Below are 19,062 nucleotides of genomic sequence, written 5' to 3' on the forward strand. Positions count from 1 at the left end.
CATGCTTTGCACAGGCCGGAGGAACGAATGGCAACGCAACGGGGCGTGCTCGCGCTCGACATCGGCGGCACCAAGCTCGCCGTGGCGATGGTGACGCCGGACGGCCGCACTCACGCCTTCCTCTCCGAACCGACCGACAAGCTGCGGGGTCCGGATGCGGTGATCGCGCACCTGTTCGAGATGGGGCACCGGAGCATCACGGCCGCGGGGCTGGGAGGTCCGCTCGCGCTCGGCATCAGCTGCGGCGGCCCGCTGGACGCAGCGGCAGGGGTCCTCACCCAGCCGCTGCACCTTCCCGGCTGGATCGACGTCCCGATCGTAGCCATGGCGCGCGAGGAGTTCGGCGTGCCGGCGGTCGTCGAGAACGACGCGAGCGCCGCGGTACTCGGCGAGCATCGATTCGGTGCGGCTCGCGGGGCGGACATCGCGCTCTACCTCACGCTCTCGACCGGCGTCGGCGGCGGCTCGATCATCGACGGCCGCCTCCACAGGGGCGCCGCGGGAAACGGCGGCGAGTTCGGCCACCTCACGGTCCGCCCCGGCGGTCGCGACTGCCTGTGCGGGCGCAGGGGATGCCTCGAGGCCTACGCGTCCGGAACCTCCATCGCCGAACGTGCGAACGATCTGCTCGCGGCATCCGATCGCGACTCGTCGCTGCGCAGCCTCCCCGCGGTGCGCGCCGAGCACGTCTCGGCCGCCGCTTCAGCCGGCGATGCTCTCGCGATCGAGGTGTGGGACGAGACGACCGCACTGCTCGGACAGGCCGTCACCGACCTCATCAACCTCTTCGAGCCGCACGTCGTCGTCCTCGGCGGTGGGGTGACCCGCTCGGGCTCGCAGCTGCTGGACCCGGTCAGCCGGATCGCGCATGCCACCGCGATGCCGCCCGCTGCCCGCGCCTCCGTCACCCTGGCCGGACTCGGCGATGAGGTCTGCGTGGTCGGAGCCGGGGTCCTCGCCCTCGACCTCATGGAGGACGTCAATGTCTGACTGGCTCGACGACCAGCTCGCCGCCCACATCCGCACCGCCGAGGGTGCGGAGCAGCTCCTCCCCCGAGTGCGGGAGATCGGCGACATGCTGATCGACGCATTCGATCGCGGCGGCACCCTCTACACATTCGGCAACGGCGGCAGCGCCGCCGACGCGCAGCACTTCACCGGCGAAGTCATCGGGCACTACCGGCGCGATCGGCGCCCGCTGCCGGCGGTGTCCCTGACCACGGATGCCACGGTGTCCACCTGCATCGCGAACGACTATGCCTTCGAGGACGTCTTCTCTCGTCAGGTCGAGGCGCTCACAGGTCCCGGCGACGTGGTCGCGGCGTTCACCACCTCGGGACGCTCGGCGAACATCGTGCAGGGTCTCGAAGCGGCTCGCCGGAAGGGGGCCACGACACTGCTCTTCGCCGGCGGCGACGGCGGCCCCTCGCTGGCGCTCGCCGACCACGCACTGCTGGCGCCCTCCGCCGAGACGCCGCGCATCCAGGAGTTGCACACCTTCCTTCTGCACGCGCTTTCCGAGATCCTGGATGCCTGGGCAGCCGGAGAGGAGCTGGTGTGAGCACCCCCGCCGAGCGCGCCGCCACGGCAGCGCACCAAAGCGTCGAGCATCACAGCGGCCAGGCCGAAGACCTCGTGGAAGAGCCTCACGGGGCAGCGCCCGACGACGCCGCCATCACAGGCAGGCAGCGTAAGGCCCCGGTCGCCAACGCCCCGTCGGGCGATCAGCCGCGCGACCTCGTCGCTGGGAGGCCGGTGGCGACGCCGGATCGCACCCTGCACATGATCGGGAATGCGCACCTGGATCCGGTGTGGCTGTGGCCGTGGCAGGAGGGGTATCAGGAGGCGCGCGCGACATTCGCAAGCGCGCTCGACCGGATGGACGAGTATCCCGATTTCGTCTTCACGTGCGACCAGATCGTCCTGCTGTCGTGGGTGGAGGAGCAGGATCCGGAGATGTTCGGCCGTATCGCCGAGCGGGTCGCCGAAGGCCGCTGGGTCAATGTCGGCGGCTGGTGGGTGGAGCCGGACTGCAACATGCCGATGGGCGAGTCGTTCGCACGCCAGGGGCTGTACGGGCAGCGGTACCTGCAGTCGCGCTTCGGGCAGATCTCCACCGTCGGCATGAACGTCGATCCGTTCGGCCACAGCGCGAGCCTGCCGCAGATCCTGCGCGGGCAGCGGATGGACTCCTACTGCTTCATGCGTCCCGGCCCGCACGAGGGCGACCTCGACGAGACGCTCTTCCACTGGGAGTCCCCCGACGGCTCCCGCGTGCTCGCCTACCGCATCCCGTTCGAGTACTGCAGCCCGCCCGGGGACGTCTCCGGACAGACGGAGAAGGCCCTCGGCCAGCTGGACCGCTCGCTCGGCGAGATGATGGTGTTCTACGGCGTGGGCAACCACGGCGGCGGCCCGACCAGAGCCAACATCGAGTCGATCCACCGGTACGACCGGATGGGAACCTTCGGGAGGATGACGATGTCGTCACCGCGCGCGTACTTCGACGAGATGCTCAGCCGCGGCGAAGCGTTCCTCGGCACCCTCGCCGTCCGCGACGAAGACCTGCAGCACCACGCCCCGGGCTGCTATTCGGCGCACTCCGGCATCAAGGTCTGGCAGCGGAAGGCGCAGTACGCGGTGCTCTCCGCCGAGCGCTGGGCCGCCGTCGAGGTCGCCCTCGGCAGCGACGAGTATCCGCGCGAGGACCTCGAGCGCGCCTGGAAGCAGGTGCTGTTCAACCAGTTCCACGACATCCTGCCCGGGTCGGCGATCGAGCCGTCCTACGATGACGCGCGCGATCAGCTCGGCGAGGCCATCGCGATCTCGAAGCGGATCATCACCCGCGCGCACAATCGCATCGCGCGACGGATCCACGTGCCGACGGACACCGCGACGCAGCCGGTCATCGTCTTCAACCCGCATCCGTGGCCGGTCGCCGTCGATGTGGACATGCAGTACGGCGTCCAGCCGAACGGCGTGCGCGTCGTCGACCACGACGGCTCGGCCGTCCTCTCTCAGGCCACGCAGTCGACGGCCACCACCGGTGATCGCGGACGCGGCGCCGTGACGTTCCGCGCGGACGTTCCCGCCCTGGGGTACGCCCTGTACCGACTGCTGCCGGGACCTGCGCTGCCGGCACAATCGTCCCTCACCGTCAGCGACGACGGCACCGTCATCGAGAACCAGCATCTGCGCGCGGAGATCGATCCGGAGACGGGAGATCTCACCTCGCTGCTCGACAAGGCCAGCGGCGTGGACCCGCTCAGCGGAACGCGCGGACAGCCGCGCACCGCGGTGTGCGATGACCCGACCGACACCTGGGGCCACCGGGTGATCTCCTACGCATGGCCAGGCGCCGCGATGACACTCGACCGCATCGTGGTGCGCGAGACCGGACCGCTGCGCTCACGCGTGCGGGTGGAGCGCTCCTGGGGCGCGAGCACCCTCATCGAGGAGTATCTGCTCGCCCACGATTCCGCTGCCCTTCGCGTCGCGGTCACGATCGACTGGCGCGAGAAGGCCCATCTCCTCAAGCTCAGGTTCCCGGTGGGGCTGACCGATCCGGCATCCACCTATGAGATCCCCTACGGCACCATCGAGCGGCCTGTCGACGGCGCCGAGGAGCCGGCGCAGTCGTGGGTCGACCTCACCGGCACCGTCGACGGCGCCGCAGCCGGCCTCACCGTGATCTGCACGACCAAGCACGGCTGGGACGTCTCGCCCGCCGGGTCGGCAGGATCGGACACCGCCAGCATCGGAATCACCGCGGTGCGCAGCCCGGTGTACTCCTGGCACGACCCCCGCCTGCTCGACCCCGAGGGCATCTACTCCTTCCAGGACCAGGGCGAGCAGCGCTTCGACCTCGAGCTGATCCCGCACGCCGGCGACTGGCGCACAGCGCAGCCGACTCGGCGCGCCGCCGTGCTGGGCGCCCCGGTGCGCGCTCAGCAGGAATCGTTCCACGACGGCGACCTGCCGCAGCGGCAGAGCTTCGCCGAAGACGGCGCCGGCGCTGTGATGGTCACCGCGATCAAGGGCAGCGAGGACGCGCCTGACGGCGCAGCGACTGATCTCATCGTCCGCGCGGTGGAGACCCGCGGCAGCGCGGCATCCGCTCGTATCGAACTGCCCGTCGTCGATCGCACCATCGAAGCGGAGTTCGGGGCGCACCAGGTGCGGACGTTCCGGGTGCCGATCGATCCGAGCATCGACATCGTCGAGGTCGATCTGCTGGAGTGGCCGATCGGAGAGCCGCCGGCGTGAGCGCGCTCGTCGCCGGTTCCGCCCTCACGCCGACGGTGGAGGTGCTCGATGCCGACCCCGCCGGCTTCCGCATCGACGTCCGCCTCGACGGGGATGCGCATCGCATCACGGTCCGTCACATCGGGGAGGATGCCGTGGCCGCGGCGATCCGCATCTCGGTCAAGGTCCCGGATGCCACGGCTCCCTGGTGGCTCATCCCCGGACTGTTCTACGGGGATGGCCGCCCCGCCGCGAACGATCGCCTCTATCCGCGCTTCGAGGCTGGCGCGGCGACGCCCGATCAACGAGACGGCTTCGTGAGCGACGAATGGCACTTCCGCTCGGATCGAGCCTCCACCCCGGTCGTCTTCGCCTGGCCCGCACCGGATCGCGCCGGTTTCGCGGTGTCCGCTGCGCCGAGCACTCCGCTCGGGCTCACGGGCGTCGGGTTCGCGTTGCGCGATGGCGCGGCCGTGCTCAGCGCGACGTTTCCTGCGCGCGAATTCCCGGTCACCTACTACGGCGACGCCGACCCGCGTCCGGCCGAGGTGCTGCAGCACCGGTTCGCCGCCGGCGAGTCGGTCGACCTCGTCGTGCGAGTTCACGAACTGACGCCAGACCGTCATGACTACGCGCGTGTGCTGCGTGAGCTGCACTCCGATTCTGCGGCGAGCGCACCGCTGCGCCCCTGGGTCGACATCCCCACAGCCGCTGCTCTGAGCGCCGAGGGGTTGCACCGCTGGCACTACGACCCTGACCCCGGCATCCTGCTGGAGACTGCCGGGTTCGACCGGGAGATCTCCGGGCGCGACGGCAACTCCGTCGACCGTCAGGCGATGCACGTCGGCTGGGTGTCCGGAATCCCCTGGGCCTATGCGATGCTCCGGCACGCGACCCGCACGGACGATGAACCGCTCCGGGCGGCTGCCGAACGCGTGATCGACTTCTGCACCGCCGACCTGTCGCCGAGCGGCACGTTCTGGGGCGTCTGGTATCGCGAGAGCGGGTGGACCCAGAGCTGGACCTCGCATCGTCGTGGGCTGCATGGACGCACGCTCGGCGAGGCGACCCAGTTCCTCGTGCGCGCTCTCACGCTCACAGATCGGGACGACTGGCGCAGCGCCGCGGCATCCAATCTCGACGCGGTCGTGACCCGGCAACGGGACGACGGCAATCTCGGCAGCATCCATCATGCTGAAACCGGTGAGGTGCTGACGTGGGACGGCTCGGCAGGGCTGGCCTGGGCCGGGGCGCTCGCCGAGGCGGCCGACTGGGACGAGCGCTATCTCGCGGCCGCGGTGCGCGCTGGACGCTGGTACGCGCGGTTCGTGCTCGACGAGCACCTGCACGGCGCCCCCGAGGATGTCGACCTCGCCGGCACCAGCGAGGACGGCTATGTCGCGGTGATGGCGTACATGGCGCTGCATCGGGCGACCGGCGACACCGAATGGCTGGACCTCGCACGACGCGCAGCCGACTTCGCCCTGTCGTTCCGCTACACCTACGACGTCGACTTCCCGGCGACCTCGATGCTGGGGATCTTCGGCTTCGGTACCCGCGGCGCCGACCAGGCCTCGCCCTCCAACCAGCACCTGCACGCGTACGGGCTCGTCATGACGAACGAGATGCTGCAGCTGTCCGACGCCCTCGGCGATAAGCATTACCGTGAGCGCGCGCTGGAATCGCTGGCGTGCTTCCGGCAGTTCGTCGCACGGTTCGACGGCGACTTCAACGCGTACCGGGGCATGGTGACAGAGCGCTACTACCAGACCGAGTGCTTCCAGCCGAAGGGGATGCTCCTCACCCTGTCGCACGCGTGGAGCGCGGGAGTCCTGCTGCTGGGCTGCGAGGATGCGATGGCGGCGGGAATCGTCGACTGACTGCGCTTGCCTGTCAAGCCCCTCGGCCTGCATCCGCCGGTGCCGCACGATGAGGCGAGACCCCGAGGAGGCGCGCATGGACGTCATTCTGGTGCCAGGACTCTGGCTCGACGGTTCGTCATGGGAGGACGTGTCCTCGAGGCTCAGGGACGCCGGTCACGTCCCGCATCCGCTGACGCTTCGAGGTCTCTCGGCGCGCACCGCCGACCGCTCCGGCGTTCTGCTCGCCGATCATGTCTCTCTCATCGCGAACACGATCGATCAGATGGGCGGACCGGTCGCACTGGTCGGCCACGCCGAGGCATGCGGTCTGGTGCACGCCGCGGTCAACCGCCGGCCCGATCGCGTCGCACGCGCGTTCCACGTCGGAGGACTGCCGAGCGCCGACGGCACGTACGTCCTGACCGGCTTCCACGCCGATGCCCACCGCGACACGACCGAGTTCGCAGAGCGATGCGCACGCGATGGCAGCCTCGCCGCCCTTCGCGAGCGCCAGCGGGTGGAAGACGGGCACGGGGTCGACTCGCGGCAGCGTCTGACCGACAAGCGCCGGTTCGACGTGCCGGTCACCATCGTCGCCTCGGAGTACACGACGGACGACGTCCGACGCTGGATGAGCGAGGACGCGGACCCCGCCCGTGAGCTGGTGCGCATGCGCGACGTGACTCTCGTCGACCTCCCGGCGGGGCACTGGCCTCAGTTCGAGCGTGGCGCGGAACTGACGCGCGTCATCGTCGATGGCTTGTCGGCTCACGCGCGTTCCGCCGCCTGATGAGCCGAGGAGCGTGAACGCTCGGCACCCTCCGTCAGGCGGCGCGAGTTCGAGCAGCGTTCTGCACCGCGGCAATGGTCCCGCGCGTCGACGATTCATACGCGGCCAGAATCACGCCGAGCACGTCGATCCCCTCCACGTGCGTCTGGATCGGCCGGGCTCCTGTTCGGATGCATTCGGCGAAGTGCTCCACCTCGGCGGCGAACTCGTGCACCGGCTCGAAGGTCGTCGTCACCGGCTCCTGTCCGCGGACGCGGGAGATCAGGGTCGTCCCGTCCGAGCTCAGAGATCCCTTCTCGCCGACGAGCGAGAACTTCTCGGTGCCGACCGCGGGCTCGTATGCCCAGCTGGTCGTGACGTGCCCGACCACGCCGTTGTCGTAGCGCACCAGCACCTGTGCGGAGTCCTCGCCCTCCATGAACCCGAGCCGGTGCTGTGAGAGCATCGCGCCGACTTCGACGGGGGTTCCGCCGGCGAGATGCTGGAGCAGATACAGGGGATGGTAGCCGGTGTCGATGAGCTCGCCGCCGCCGGACGTGATGGCCTTGGCTCGCCAGCCCATGCTCTCGACGGTGAAGTCGTTGTGGAAGCTGTCGGTCGTGCGCACCTCATAGACCCGTCCGAGCACACCGGACGCGACGAGATCTCTCGCGGCGGCGACGGCCGGCAGGAAGAGCTGATTGTGCGCGCACATCACGGTCACGCCGTTGCGCTCCACGGCCGCGGTGATCGCATCAGCCTCCGCCATCGTCAGGCACAGCGGCTTCTCGCACAGCACATGAAGCCCGGCATCCGCCGCAGCGATCACGGCCTCCGCGTGCAGGTGGTGCGGCAGGCAGATGTCGACGGCATCCAGCCCACCGGCGGCGATCATCTCGCGATAGTCCGCGTGAATGCGCACGTCGGCGTCGTCGCCTCGGCGCCTCTCCGCATTCTCGGTGATCGGATCGGCGATCGCCGCGAACGTGACCGTTCCGGGATTGCGCCGGTATGCGGCGACGTGAGCGCCGGCGATGCCGCCGGCGCCGATGAGACCGATCCGGACCTTCTCCTTCATGGGGCTGTTCATGCGTGTCCTCCCTGATCGACGACAGTGGCTTCGCCGGTCGTCGCAGCGGTGTTGGCGGCGACCACGAACCGGGTGAGGTCGATCGCCGCGTGGAGATTCTTCGTGGTGTCGGCGTCGCCGCGGATCGCATCGACCCAGAGTTCGAACGGGCTGCTCGCGTCAGAGGCGAGCGGCACGGACGTCCAGGCGTCACCGAACCGCCCGCCCTTGCCGATGAGCTCCTCACGGCCGAAACCGAACAGCAGTGAAGCCTCGGTTCCGCGCAGTTCCAGAGCGAAGGCTCCGGGCGTCGTCACGAAGCTCGCCTCCGCTACTCCCAGGGCGCCGTTCGAGTAACGTGCGGTCACGACGGCGTTGTCCTCCACTGTCCGGCCAGTGACACGACCGTATGAGGCGGTGACGCGGTCCGGCCGTGCACCCAGGAATCGCTGCACGAGGTATGCCGGGTGGCATCCGAGATCCGAGAAGGCGCCGCCGATGGCCGCGACCGGGTCGGCGAACCGCTCGGGCAGCCACCCTCCCAGCCAGCCGTCGTGAGCCATGCGGACACGGGCGTAGGTCACATCGCCCAGTGATCCATCGTCGACGAGCCGGGATGCCGTGACGATCAGCGGCTCCGACAGGCGTGGCAGCGACACGACGAGCGCGACGCCCTGCCGCTGGGCGGCATCGACGAGCTCTTCGCATTCCGCAACGGTCGGGGCGAGCAGCTTCTCGGTGAAGACGTGCTTTCCGGCGGCGATCGCCCTCCGGATCACGTCGGTGTGCTCGTTCGTCGCCGTCGTCACGGTGATCGCGTCGACATCCGGTCGCGCCAGGAGCGCATCGAGCGTCTCCGCGTGGTCCGTCCCGAGGCGTCGTGCGCCCTCCCGAGCCCGCTCCTCGTGGGGATCCCATGCTGCGACGAGCCTGGTGCCGCCGTGCGCTGTCGTCTCGCGGGCGTAATCGTCGGCATGCACATGCCAGAATCCGGCGACTCCCACCCCGATCATGTCGTCGATCAAATCGCGCACACTCCCTCGTGTGGACTCGGACCCGGCCGAACGCGCGCCGATGGACGAGCTCGTTCGGGTGGAATTGTGGCAACGTTACCACATGCCGCCGACGCTCGGATCGGCGCGGGGCCGCTCAGGCTTCGCGCGTTCGCAGTTCGCTGAGCATCCGCTCCCGGGCGCCGTCGAGGTGCGCTGCGAGCACGCCGGCGGCCTCATCGAGCGTGCCCTCGCGCATGACCTTCATCAGACGCACATGGTCGACCGACGACTCGTGCAGATCGTCGTCGTGATTGATGGTCACCTCGAGCAGCGCGGTGAAGGTCGGGAGGTACTGGCTCCACGCGCCGGCGAGGCGCGGGTGATCCGCGAGGTGGTAGATCTGCGAGTGGAAGTCGAGATCCGCGGCGACGAAGGCGGCGTGATCGCCCGCGTCGGCGGCATCCGCCATCCGCTGGACCGCGTGGAGCATCTCGCTCCACCGCTCATCCTCGTCCACCCGCATCGCACGGGAGAGGGCGAGGTGCTCGAGCGCCCCGCGGAGACTGTAGAGCTGGTCGACATCGTCCTGGCTCAGTCCGACGATGTACACCCCACGCGGGCGCTGGATCTCGACGAGCTTCTCGAAGCTCAGTTGCGTGAGCGCATCTCGGACCGGCCCACGGCTGACCTGGAACTCTTCGGCGAGCGCCTCCTCGGTGATGCGCGCCCCTGGCGCGAGCTCACCCCGAACGATCCGCTGCCGTAGGACTCCGGCCACCTGGGTGCCGAGAGACTCGCCGCGCTTTACAGTCTGCGTCACTGCATCCTCCTGTTAACAGTGAACAGAATACACACAGCTGCCGGTCAGCCGTCGTTCTTCGGACTCCAGAGCACCACCTCGGTCGAGCGACGGATGCGGCGACCGCCCGTCACGGGAACCACACCGGTCGCTCCAGCGGCGAACACGCGCACGCCCGGACGGTTCTGCCGTTCGGCGCGCAGCGCGCCTTCGAGCTCTATGACCCGGCGGCGCAGCATCCGCACCTCATCCTCGAGATCGAGCAGCCGTGCGATCGCCGGGAGGCTCATCCCGTCGGACGAGAGGCGGGCGACCTCGCGCAGCTGCTCGATGTTCCGCGGCGAGTAGCGTCGCGAGCCGCCGCGCGTGCGACCGGGCACGACCAGTCCGATGCGGTCGTACTGGCGCAGCGTCTGCGGGTGCATGCCGGCGAGTTCGGCCGCGACGGCGATCGCGAAGACCGGGGCGTCCTCATCCTCGACCATCGTGATCACCGTCCTTCCGTTCGTTCCGACACTTCGACTCGCTTCGCTCGCTCAGTGCGTTTCGTCTCGCTGCGCTCGCTCAACGACCCACGGGGTCAGGCCCGCGCTTTCGCCATCATGTCGGCGCGCGGGTTCTCCTTGGGCTCCAGCTCCTGGAACCGTTGCAGCGCCTCTCGCGCGGCGTCGTCCAGATGCGTCGGGACGGCCACCTGCAGCTCGGCGAGCAGATCGCCGGTGCCCTTCGAGCTCTTCACGCCGCGGCCCTTGACGCGCAGCACGCGGCCCGAGGGCGTCCCCGGCGCGACACGGAGCTTGACCACATCGCCGCCGAGCGTCGGCACCTCGATGGTGGCACCGAGGGTCGCCTCGGTGAAGGTCACCGGCACGGTGAGGCGCAGATTCAGGCCATCGCGCGTGAACACCGGGTGCGGACGCACCGTGATCGACACGACGATGTCGCCGCTCTCGCCACCATCCGGCGAAGGCCGGCCACGACCGCGCAGGCGGATCTTCTGCCCGTCCGCGACACCGGCCGGGATCTTCACCTTGAACGGCTTGCCGTCCTCGCCCTGCAGCGTGATCGTCTCGCCCTGCACGGCTGTGACGAAGTCGAGCGTGGTGCGGGCCGTGACGTCGGCGCCCTTCTGGGGGCCGCCGAACCCTCGGTATCCGCCGCTCGTCTGACCGAACCGGCCGGAGCCGAAGGAGCCGCCCTGGCCCTGGTTGAACATCGCGAAGATGTCCTCGAAGTCGGCGCTCTGCCCGCGACCACCCTGGCCGAATCGGCTGAACACGTCCTCGAAGCCACCCGCGCCGGAACCGCTCGCGGTGAAGCGCGCCCCCGAACCCATGGCCCGGATCTCGTCGTACTCTTTGCGCTGCTCCGGGTCGGAGAGCACCGAGTACGCCTCGCTGATCTCCTTGAACGTCGCCTCGGCCTTGGCATCGCCCTGATTGGAGTCCGGGTGATACTTGCGCGCCAGCTTGCGGTACGTCTTCTTCAGCTCCGCGTCACTGACATCCTTGGAGACGCCGAGCGTCTTGTAGAAGTCCTTGTCGAACCAATCCTGGCTGGCCATGTATCACCTACTCCGCGGGGACGGCGACGACGACCTTCGCGGGGCGCAGCTCCACTTCACCCAGGCGGTAGCCGACCTCGACGACCTCGAGGATCGTGGACTTCTCGACGCCGGGCGTCGGCTGCTGGAAGATCGCCTCGTGGTGCTGCGGGTCGAACTCCTCGCCCGTCTCGCCATAGGCGACGACACCGAGCCGCTCCACGACAGCGCGGACCTTCTCGCCGATCACGAAGAAGGGTGTGCCCTCCACGAGGTCGCCGTGCTGTGCGGCGCGGTCGAGATCGTCGAGCACCGGCAGCAGGCCCTTGGCGGCCTCGCCCTTGGCGCGCGCGATCTCGACGTGGCGCTGCTCCTCGGTGCGTCGACGGTAGTTGGCGTATTCGGCCTGCAGGCGCTTGAGGTCGTTGAGCAGCGCGTTCTCCGCGTCCGCGAGCGCGTCGTCGGCGCCGGCCGCTTCCTCGCTCTGCTCCGCGCCGAGGATGTCGTCGACCGTGAGGTCGTCATCGGATCCCTCGGCGGCCTGTGCCTCAGTGGAGTCGGGGTTCTCCTGCGGCGCGGGGCCGGATGCCGCAGCATCCGACCCCTCGTCGCCGGGAACCTCGCCGTTTTCGTCGAAGTTCTTGTCCGTCATGGTTACTTCTTCTCGTCCTCTTCGTCGATGACCTCGGCGTCGACGACATCCTCATCGGATGCCTCGTCCGCAGGGGCCTCGCCCTCGGGTGCCGCGCCGGCCGCGGCGTCGGTCTGCGACTGGGCGTAGATCGCCTCGCCGAGCTTGCCCTGCGACTCGTTCAGCTTGTCGAATGCGGTCTTGACGGCGTCGTCGTCATCGCCGGCGAGTGCCGCCTTCAGAGCGTCGACGTCGGCCTGGACCTCGTCCTTGACCTCGGCGGGGAGCTTGTCCTCGTTCTCCTTGATCAGCTTCTCGATCGAGTACGAGAGCGTCTCGGCCTGGTTGCGCTGCTCGAGGGCCTCGGCGCGCTTCTTGTCCTCGGCCGCGTTCTCCTCGGCCTCGCGGACCATACGCTCGATGTCATCCTTCGACAGCGACGAGCCGCCCGTGATGGTCATCGACTGCTCCGTACCGGTGCCCTTGTCCTTGGCGGACACGTGGACGATGCCGTTCGCGTCGATGTCGAACGTGACCTCGACCTGCGGGACGCCACGGGGAGCCGGCGCGATTCCGGTGAGCTCGAAGGTGCCGAGCGGCTTGTTGTCGCGGGTGAACTCGCGCTCGCCCTGGAAGACCTGGATCGCGACGGACGGCTGATTGTCGTCCGCGGTGGTGAAGGTCTCGCTGCGCTTGGTCGGGATCGCGGTGTTGCGGTCGATGAGCTTCGTCATCCGCCCGCCCTTGGTCTCGATGCCGAGGCTCAGCGGGGTGACGTCGATGAGCAGGACGTCCTTGCGCTCGCCCTTGAGGACACCGGCCTGGAGAGCGGCGCCGACAGCGACGACCTCGTCCGGGTTGACGCCCTTGTTGGCCTCCTTGCCGGTCTCGCGCTTGACGAGCTCGGCGACGGCCGGCATGCGGGTCGATCCACCGACGAGCACGACGTGGTCGATGTCGGCGACCTTGACGCCGGCCTCGCGGATGACGTCCTCGAACGGCTTCTTGGTGCGGTCGAGGAGGTCCTTGGTGAGGTCCTCGAACTTCGCGCGGGTGATCGTCTCGGACAGCGAGACAGGGCCCGACTCGGTCAGCGACAGGTACGGCAGGTTGATGGAGGTGCTGGTCGAGCTCGACAGCTCCTTCTTCGCCTGCTCCGCAGCCTCCTTCAGGCGCTGCAGGGCGATCTTGTCGGAGGACACGTCGACGCCGCTGGTCTCCTTGAACTGCTTGATCAGGTGGTCGACCAGGCGCTGGTCCCAGTCGTCACCGCCGAGGCGGTTGTCACCCGCGGTGGCGCGGACCTGGATCGTCGAGAAGTCGTCGTCCTTGCCCACCTCGAGCAGGGAGACGTCGAAGGTTCCGCCACCGAGGTCGAAGACGAGGATGAGCTCGTCCTCCTTGCCGCGGTCCAGGCCGTAGGCGAGGGCTGCAGCGGTCGGCTCGTTGATGATGCGCAGGACGTTCAGACCCGCGACCTCTCCGGCCTCCTTGGTGGCCTGACGCTCGGCGTCGTTGAAGTAGGCGGGGACGGTGATGACGGCATCCGTCACGGTGTCGCCCAGGTAGGACTCGGCGTCGCGCTTGAGCTTCATGAGGATGCGCGCGGAGATCTCCTGCGGCGTCCACTTCTTGCCGTCGACGTCGAAGTTCCAGTCGGTGCCCATGTGGCGCTTGACGGATGCGACGGTGCGGTCGACGTTGGTGACGGCCTGGCGCTTGGCGGTCTCGCCGACGAGCACTTCGCCGTCCTTGGTGTACGCGACCACCGAGGGGGTCGTGCGGAAGCCCTCGGCGTTGGCGATGACCTTCGGCTCGCCACCCTCGAGGACGCTGACGACGGAGTTCGTCGTTCCGAGGTCGATTCCTACAGCACGTGCCATGCGATTCTCCTTCTGGTTGAAGTACGAGTGAGTCTGAGGGCGACCCGGGAAACCTGAGTCGCGATGGCTCAACTGTACGCCTCGGCTGCGTGCGCTGTCAAATGAACTTGATATGAACTGGCTCAACTTTGTCTTATCCACAGACCGCCCATGAGTCGCTCGACCTCAATACGCTCGCTGAGCATGAGCAATCGACTGCTTCACACCTTCGCGAGTGCGAGCGCGCTCGCACTCGGACTCGCGCTGAGCGCCTGCGCTGCAGAACAGCCGCCTGAGCCTGTTGCCGCACGCACGCCCTCTCTCGATTCGGTCTCGTTCAGCGACGGCGCCACCCTGCCGGCCGGCACTGACGTCTCTTGGGGAGACGGCTTCGCCCACGACGACGGATGGGAGGAAGTCGCCCGCATGGCTGCGCCGGGACGGTGGATGTATGAGAACGCGGATCGGACCTGTGTCGCCGCGTTCCGCGGCGGAGCGCTCGGCGACGCCGGTGACATGAACGATCTGGAGGCCACCGATGCAGTGATCGCCGCCGAACTGGGTGAGGATCCAGTCGAGCTCGCCCAGTCGGTCAGTGACGGATACTTCCTCAGGTACGGCCCCGGTGATGCCCAGGTCGCCCACCACCAGTTCTCCTTCACCGTCAACGGTGTCGGCCGCTTCATCGCCGCTCGCGCCTTCGTCGAGCTGAACTATTCCGTCCAGGTGATGATCATGTGCGAAGGTGTGGATCTGAGCGTCGCCGCCGAAGAAGTGCTGTCGAAGAACATGATCTCCATCGAGGCTCCATCACAGCCTTGACTCGGCCGGTCGAGGACAGCGCTACTGAGCGGACTGCGCATCCAGCCATCGGGAGATCTCGACAGCCAGGGCGGTGGGCGCATCGAGTTGGATGAGGTGCCCGGCACTCTCGAGGATCGAGAGCGATGAGCCAGGGATCAGCGACTGCAGGCGATGCGCTCGGTCAGCCGGGATCCAGGCGTCGTCGGCACCCCAGACGATGTGCGTCGGCTCGTCGATCGTCGGATACAGGTGCTCGATCTCGTCGGTGTAGCGCTCGTCGGCTTGCGCGATCTGCCGATAGAACGCCGGCTGGCCCAGCGATCCCGTCCACGGCTCGACGAGCATCGCGAGATCCTCGCCACGCAGTCCGAGATGGCTCGCGCCGGCGATGTATGCCTCGACCGCACCGCGATGCACGTGCGGCGGCAGCTGCGCGAAGACGTCGGCGTGCTGCTGGACGAGGGTGAAGAACGGTGAGCCCCACGGGCTGAGAGCGACCACATCGACGAGGCAGAGGGAGCGATAGCGCGTGCCGTGCAGCGTCCGCGCGCGCAACGCGACCGCGCCGCCGAAGTCGTGCGCCACGACGTGCGGCCGATCGAGCTGCCACTCCCCGAGGAGCGCGGCGAACAGCTCGCCCTGGACGCCGAGATCCACGGCGTGTGCGGCATCCATCGACGACTGGCCGTATCCGGGCATGTCCCAGAGGTGCACGGTGAATCGCGACGCCAGCGCGTCGGCCAGCGGCCGCCAGAGCGCCGACGACCACGGCGTGCCGTGGAGAAAGACAAGCGCGGGGCCGGATCCGAATCGATCCCACGCGACGGTGCGGCCGTCCCACTCGAACGTCTCGCGAAGCGTATGCATCGGCATCCGCCCCTCCATCACTTCCCGCCGGGCGGGCCGACCATCAGGAGGATCACATACAGCGCCACCACGGCCACGGCGATGAGCGCTACGAGAACCCACGGCCGACGGAGGAACCATCGCATGAGACGGTCGTACCAGGTGCGATCCTGCGGGTGGTCACTCGCTTCGAGCCGCCAATCGCCGGTGAGCCGGCCGGTGCGGTGCAGCCAGATCTCCATCGGGATCGTGGCGTAGGGGACGATCGCGCTCACGACGGCGAGGATGCCGACGCCGATCGACCAGCGCTGGTTAAACGCGACGAGGATCGCGGTGGCGCCGTAGGCGAGGAACACGAACCCGTGGATGCCCCCGCCGACGGTCACCACGATCCCGGGAGCTCCGACGGCTCGCGCGATGAGAGCGGCGATCAGGATCGTCCAGGTGATCGCCTCGGCGATCGCGAGAACACGGTACAGGCGTGCAGGGGTGCGGAACATCGCGCTCCTTGTTCGGGGTGTCCCTCAACGGTACGTGATCTGCTCGTCAGCTCCGGCGCAGCGCTGCCTGCAGGAGATCGGTGAGCGGACGAGGCATCCGCTCAAGGGGAACCACGTCGATAACATCGGCGGCGAACCGGGCCTTGCGCCCCGCGGCCGTGCCGGCGAACCGGTGCAGCTGCTGCTCGATGGAGCGTTCACGCTGCGCCGGCTGCCCCTGGAACACGCGGAACCGGGTGAGCTCGCCGCGCGCCGCGAGCGTCTCGAGGACGACCTCGGCCCCGGCCGCCCGGATCACCTCATCCTCGAGATCGCGCTCGCACCCGAAGAATCCCACGGTCCGCAGATCCACCGCATCGTCGTCGATCAGCCCGACGTCGCGCAGCACTCCGCTGACATATCGCTTCTCGGCGCCGTCGTAGAGGCCGAGCACGGAGAGCCTCCCGTCAGCGGGCAGCGTCACCAGCTGCCGGCGCAGGTTCGTGATGCCGCCGAGTTCGATGAGCTCGACAGCATCCAGGCGCACTCCCCGACGACGCGCGAGGGCGCGGAAGGCGAGACTGTCGCTCCTGCCCTCGAACAGCACGACGGGCCGTCGCGCAGCGCTGCCGACAGACATGCGTAGACCCTAGCGTCCGGTGCGCGGCCGTTCGAGCGGCGCGAGCGCAGCGGCATCCGAACCGGCCCTGAGCAGCCGGTCGCGCATGGCGACCGCGGCGATCACGTAGGGGCGGTCATCGCCGTAGAGCAGCGATCGGGCGTTCGCCTGCTCGTAGAGCGCGGGCAGCTCGAAGGCGAGCGTCTCGACGCCGACGGCATCCAGATCGAGCTCGCCGGCGTCGGCCGCGTGGCGCACCTGCGCCTCGATGTAGCCGTACCAGTCCGACATCGCAGCGCGCACGGCATCGCGCACCGGACCGGGCTTGGAATCGAAGTCGGCGCTCACGGCTGCGAAGAAGCATCCCCCGGCGAAGACGCGGGTGCGCGAATACTCGATCAGGTGATCCATCAGCGCGACGAGGCGCGGCAGCCCACGCGGCTGCTCGCGGGCCGGCTCCACCACGACCGCCATGAACACGGCACGGCCGGCATCGACGGTGGCCACCTGCAGGCCGACCTTGTTCTGGAAGAGGCCGGCGATGCTGCTCTTGCTGTATCCGGATGCCTCGGCGAGACGCCCGATGCTCAACCCGTCCAGTCCCTCCACCGACGCGAGATCCGTCGCATAGGTGAGCACCGCGCGACGAGAAGCGTCGCCGCGGGCACGGCGCCCGTCTACGGACGGCGTCTCCTCCGCGGTGATCGATTCGGACATGCCCCTAGTCTACGAACGATCGTTCAGATAGTCTATGCACGATCGTTCGTATAGATAGGAGCATCATGTCGACATCGATGAACCTCGCCGCCACGCATCATGCCGCGCGACGCGAGCTCGTCCAGGTGCGCGGGCGCGCAGCGCAGGGCTACCGCACCGTGCGGACCTACCAGTGGGGAACGGGCACGCGCGCAGCGCTCCTCATGCACGGCTGGCACGGCCGGGCATCCCAGTTCGCGACCCTCGTGCGCGACCTCGTGGCCGAGGGCTTCCGCGTCCACGCCTTCGACGCGCCCGCGCACGGCGACTCCCGCGGTGCGCGAACCGACGCCCGCGACTGGATCGCCGCCGCCCGGTTGATCGCCCGGGACGAGGGGCCGTTCGACCTCGTCGTCGGGCACTCTTTCGGCGCCTTCGCGGCGCTCGCGGCAGTGAGGGACGGCGTCGACGCCGGGCGCGTCGTGTCCATCGCCGGAGCCGGCGACGTGAATGCCTTCCACACCCAGTTCGCCCGGACGATGGGGCTGTCGGCACCGGCGCTGGCCGCGTTCGGTGCTGCTTTCTACCGCCGCCTCGGGATGACTCGCGCCGACGCGGATGCCGTCTTCGACTCGCTCGCCCACCCCCTGCCGGCCGCGACCGAACTGCTTGTGATCCACGACGAACGCGACCGCGCGCTCGATGTGGCGAACGCGCGCGCTCTGCACGCCGCGCACGGCGGGCGCTCGCGCCTGCTGCTCACACGCGGATTCGGCCACAACCGTCTCCTCGTGGCCGACGAGGTGCTCGACGCCGTGCTCGCGTTCGCCGCCGACGGGGCGCAGCCGGCCGGCATCCGCTCATCGGACGCCACCGGGCTGCGCCACTGAGCAGACCGCACGGAATAGCCGACCGCACGGAATAGCAGGGGCCGGCGCCCGGTTCCCAGAATCATGAGCCTCGTCATGTCGCCCCCCGCCGCTGCCGCGCGGGAGGATGCCCTCGAACGGCTGCTGGGCGACGTCGCCGTCAGCGTCCGCTCGCAGCACCGCATCCTCGCAACGGCCGATGAGGCGGTCGCTCTCGAACCCGGCGCGCTGTCGCTGATCTACGTGCTCGCCGGCGAGGTCCGGCTCTCCGGCGACGGCGGGCTTGCCGATGCGTTCACCACGGGAGACGCGCTGCTCAGCTCGGGACAGCGCGCGACGACGCTCCGCATCGCGGCCGGTTCGCGGGTGCTCGTGTCGCGCCTCGCCCTCGCCGCCGGCGCCGTGCACCTGGGCACACTGCTGCCTCCGATCGCGTGGATCCGCCGGTTCGACGATCTCGAGCCGGCCGCTGCCGCGCTCGCACGGCACATGGGCGTCGAGGCGCCGGACCGGCATGTCGAGCGCGACGGCGACATGGTGATCTGCCGCATGATGGCGACGATGCTCGTGCAGTCGATGATCCGGGCGTGGGCGGCGATCGGCTGCGCGCCCGAGGGCTGGCCCTCGCGCACCGGCGACCTGTTCCTCGACCGCGTCCTCGTCGCCGTCGGCGACGACCCCGGCCGCGAATGGACGGTCGAGCAGATGGCGTCGGTCGCCGCGCTCTCGCGTTCGGTGTTCGCCGCGCGCTTCCACGCCGCGCTCGGGCAGTCACCCGCGAGCTACGTCACCGAGGTTCGGATGGAATCGGCCAAGGGGATGCTGGATGCCGGCCAGTCGGTGTCGGAGACGTCCCGCCGCCTCGGCTACGGCTCGGACGAGGGGTTCAGCCGCGCGTTCCGCCGGGCGACCGGCGTGACGCCGTCGCGCTGGCGGGTGCGCGAGGCGTCTCCGGTTCCGGCCTGAGCGGCTGA

General features: G+C 69.1%; 19 protein-coding genes. 8 read left to right on the forward strand and 11 right to left on the reverse strand.

Going from position 1 to position 19,062, the window contains the following annotated elements:
* Positions 1-27 precede the first annotated feature (27 nt).
* From IM776_RS14910 to IM776_RS14930, 5 genes are all read left to right on the forward strand, one after another.
* Positions 28-990 (forward strand): ROK family protein, encoded by a 963-nt coding sequence (locus tag IM776_RS14910; protein WP_194420918.1) that lies wholly within the window; start codon positions 28-30, stop codon positions 988-990.
* Complete coding sequence (locus tag IM776_RS14915) at positions 983-1,561, forward strand: D-sedoheptulose-7-phosphate isomerase (protein WP_194420919.1); 579 nt, start codon at positions 983-985, stop codon at positions 1,559-1,561. The genes IM776_RS14910 and IM776_RS14915 overlap by 8 nt, the downstream gene beginning before the upstream one ends.
* Positions 1,558-4,266 carry an alpha-mannosidase gene (locus tag IM776_RS14920; RefSeq protein WP_194420920.1) on the forward strand — a complete coding sequence of 903 codons (2,709 nt, stop codon included), beginning with the start codon at positions 1,558-1,560 and terminating at the stop codon, positions 4,264-4,266. The genes IM776_RS14915 and IM776_RS14920 overlap by 4 nt, the downstream gene beginning before the upstream one ends.
* A complete protein-coding gene (locus IM776_RS14925; protein ID WP_194420921.1) occupies positions 4,263-6,125 on the forward strand; it encodes a hypothetical protein in 1,863 nt (620 codons plus the stop codon). The genes IM776_RS14920 and IM776_RS14925 overlap by 4 nt, the downstream gene beginning before the upstream one ends.
* 76 nt (positions 6,126-6,201) lie before the next feature.
* Complete coding sequence (locus IM776_RS14930) at positions 6,202-6,897, forward strand: alpha/beta fold hydrolase (protein ID WP_194420922.1); 696 nt, start codon at positions 6,202-6,204, stop codon at positions 6,895-6,897.
* A gap of 34 nt (positions 6,898-6,931) precedes the next feature.
* Here the strand turns inward: IM776_RS14930 and IM776_RS14935 are convergent, their stop codons facing one another.
* From IM776_RS14935 to dnaK, 7 genes are all read right to left on the reverse strand, one after another.
* Entirely contained in the window at positions 6,932-7,966 is a 1,035-nt protein-coding gene (locus IM776_RS14935) for a Gfo/Idh/MocA family protein (RefSeq protein ID WP_194420923.1), read from the reverse strand.
* Positions 7,963-8,979, reverse strand: a complete 1,017-nt coding sequence (locus IM776_RS14940) for a Gfo/Idh/MocA family protein (protein WP_228479794.1) — start codon at positions 8,977-8,979, stop codon at positions 7,963-7,965. The genes IM776_RS14935 and IM776_RS14940 overlap by 4 nt, the downstream gene beginning before the upstream one ends.
* 115 nt (positions 8,980-9,094) lie before the next feature.
* Positions 9,095-9,760 carry a GntR family transcriptional regulator gene (locus IM776_RS14945; RefSeq protein ID WP_194420924.1) on the reverse strand — a complete coding sequence of 222 codons (666 nt, stop codon included), beginning with the start codon at positions 9,758-9,760 and terminating at the stop codon, positions 9,095-9,097.
* A gap of 44 nt (positions 9,761-9,804) precedes the next feature.
* Positions 9,805-10,224, reverse strand: a complete 420-nt coding sequence (locus IM776_RS14950; RefSeq protein WP_194420925.1) for a heat shock protein transcriptional repressor HspR — start codon at positions 10,222-10,224, stop codon at positions 9,805-9,807.
* Positions 10,225-10,319: 95 nt separating this feature from the next.
* On the reverse strand, positions 10,320-11,303 hold the full coding sequence (locus IM776_RS14955; RefSeq protein WP_194420926.1) for a DnaJ C-terminal domain-containing protein: 984 nt from the start codon (positions 11,301-11,303) through the stop codon (positions 10,320-10,322).
* 7 nt (positions 11,304-11,310) lie between these two features.
* Positions 11,311-11,934, reverse strand: coding sequence for a nucleotide exchange factor GrpE (locus IM776_RS14960; protein ID WP_194420927.1), 624 nt, complete (start codon positions 11,932-11,934; stop codon positions 11,311-11,313).
* A 2-nt stretch (positions 11,935-11,936) separates the two neighbouring features.
* Positions 11,937-13,796 carry a molecular chaperone DnaK gene (dnaK, locus tag IM776_RS14965; protein ID WP_194420928.1) on the reverse strand — a complete coding sequence of 620 codons (1,860 nt, stop codon included), beginning with the start codon at positions 13,794-13,796 and terminating at the stop codon, positions 11,937-11,939.
* 183 nt (positions 13,797-13,979) lie between these two features.
* Here dnaK and IM776_RS14970 point away from each other — a divergent pair, with 183 nt between their 5' ends.
* A complete protein-coding gene (locus IM776_RS14970) occupies positions 13,980-14,597 on the forward strand; it encodes a hypothetical protein (RefSeq protein ID WP_194420929.1) in 618 nt (205 codons plus the stop codon).
* Positions 14,598-14,618: 21 nt separating this feature from the next.
* Here IM776_RS14970 and IM776_RS14975 read toward each other — a convergent pair whose 3' ends face one another.
* The 4 genes from IM776_RS14975 to IM776_RS14990 are packed head-to-tail and all read right to left on the reverse strand — an operon-like array spanning position 14,619 to position 17,240.
* Positions 14,619-15,446: an alpha/beta fold hydrolase gene (locus tag IM776_RS14975; RefSeq protein ID WP_194420930.1), complete on the reverse strand. Its 828-nt coding sequence runs from the start codon at positions 15,444-15,446 to the stop codon at positions 14,619-14,621.
* 17 nt (positions 15,447-15,463) lie between these two features.
* Positions 15,464-15,925, reverse strand: a complete 462-nt coding sequence (locus tag IM776_RS14980; protein ID WP_194420931.1) for a DUF3817 domain-containing protein — start codon at positions 15,923-15,925, stop codon at positions 15,464-15,466.
* 46 nt (positions 15,926-15,971) lie between these two features.
* A complete protein-coding gene (locus tag IM776_RS14985) occupies positions 15,972-16,544 on the reverse strand; it encodes an ATP-dependent endonuclease (RefSeq protein WP_194420932.1) in 573 nt (190 codons plus the stop codon).
* Positions 16,545-16,553: 9 nt separating this feature from the next.
* A complete protein-coding gene (locus IM776_RS14990; RefSeq protein ID WP_194420933.1) occupies positions 16,554-17,240 on the reverse strand; it encodes a TetR family transcriptional regulator C-terminal domain-containing protein in 687 nt (228 codons plus the stop codon).
* A 65-nt stretch (positions 17,241-17,305) separates the two neighbouring features.
* Between IM776_RS14990 and IM776_RS14995 the strand changes: the two genes are divergently transcribed.
* Positions 17,306-18,109: an alpha/beta hydrolase gene (locus IM776_RS14995; RefSeq protein WP_194420934.1), complete on the forward strand. Its 804-nt coding sequence runs from the start codon at positions 17,306-17,308 to the stop codon at positions 18,107-18,109.
* Positions 18,110-18,184: 75 nt separating this feature from the next.
* Positions 18,185-19,054 carry a helix-turn-helix transcriptional regulator gene (locus IM776_RS15000; RefSeq protein ID WP_194420935.1) on the forward strand — a complete coding sequence of 290 codons (870 nt, stop codon included), beginning with the start codon at positions 18,185-18,187 and terminating at the stop codon, positions 19,052-19,054.
* Positions 19,055-19,062 lie beyond the last annotated feature (8 nt).

The organism is Microbacterium abyssi (genome assembly GCF_015277895.1).
Classification (GTDB): Bacteria; Actinomycetota; Actinomycetes; order Actinomycetales; family Microbacteriaceae; genus Microbacterium; species Microbacterium abyssi.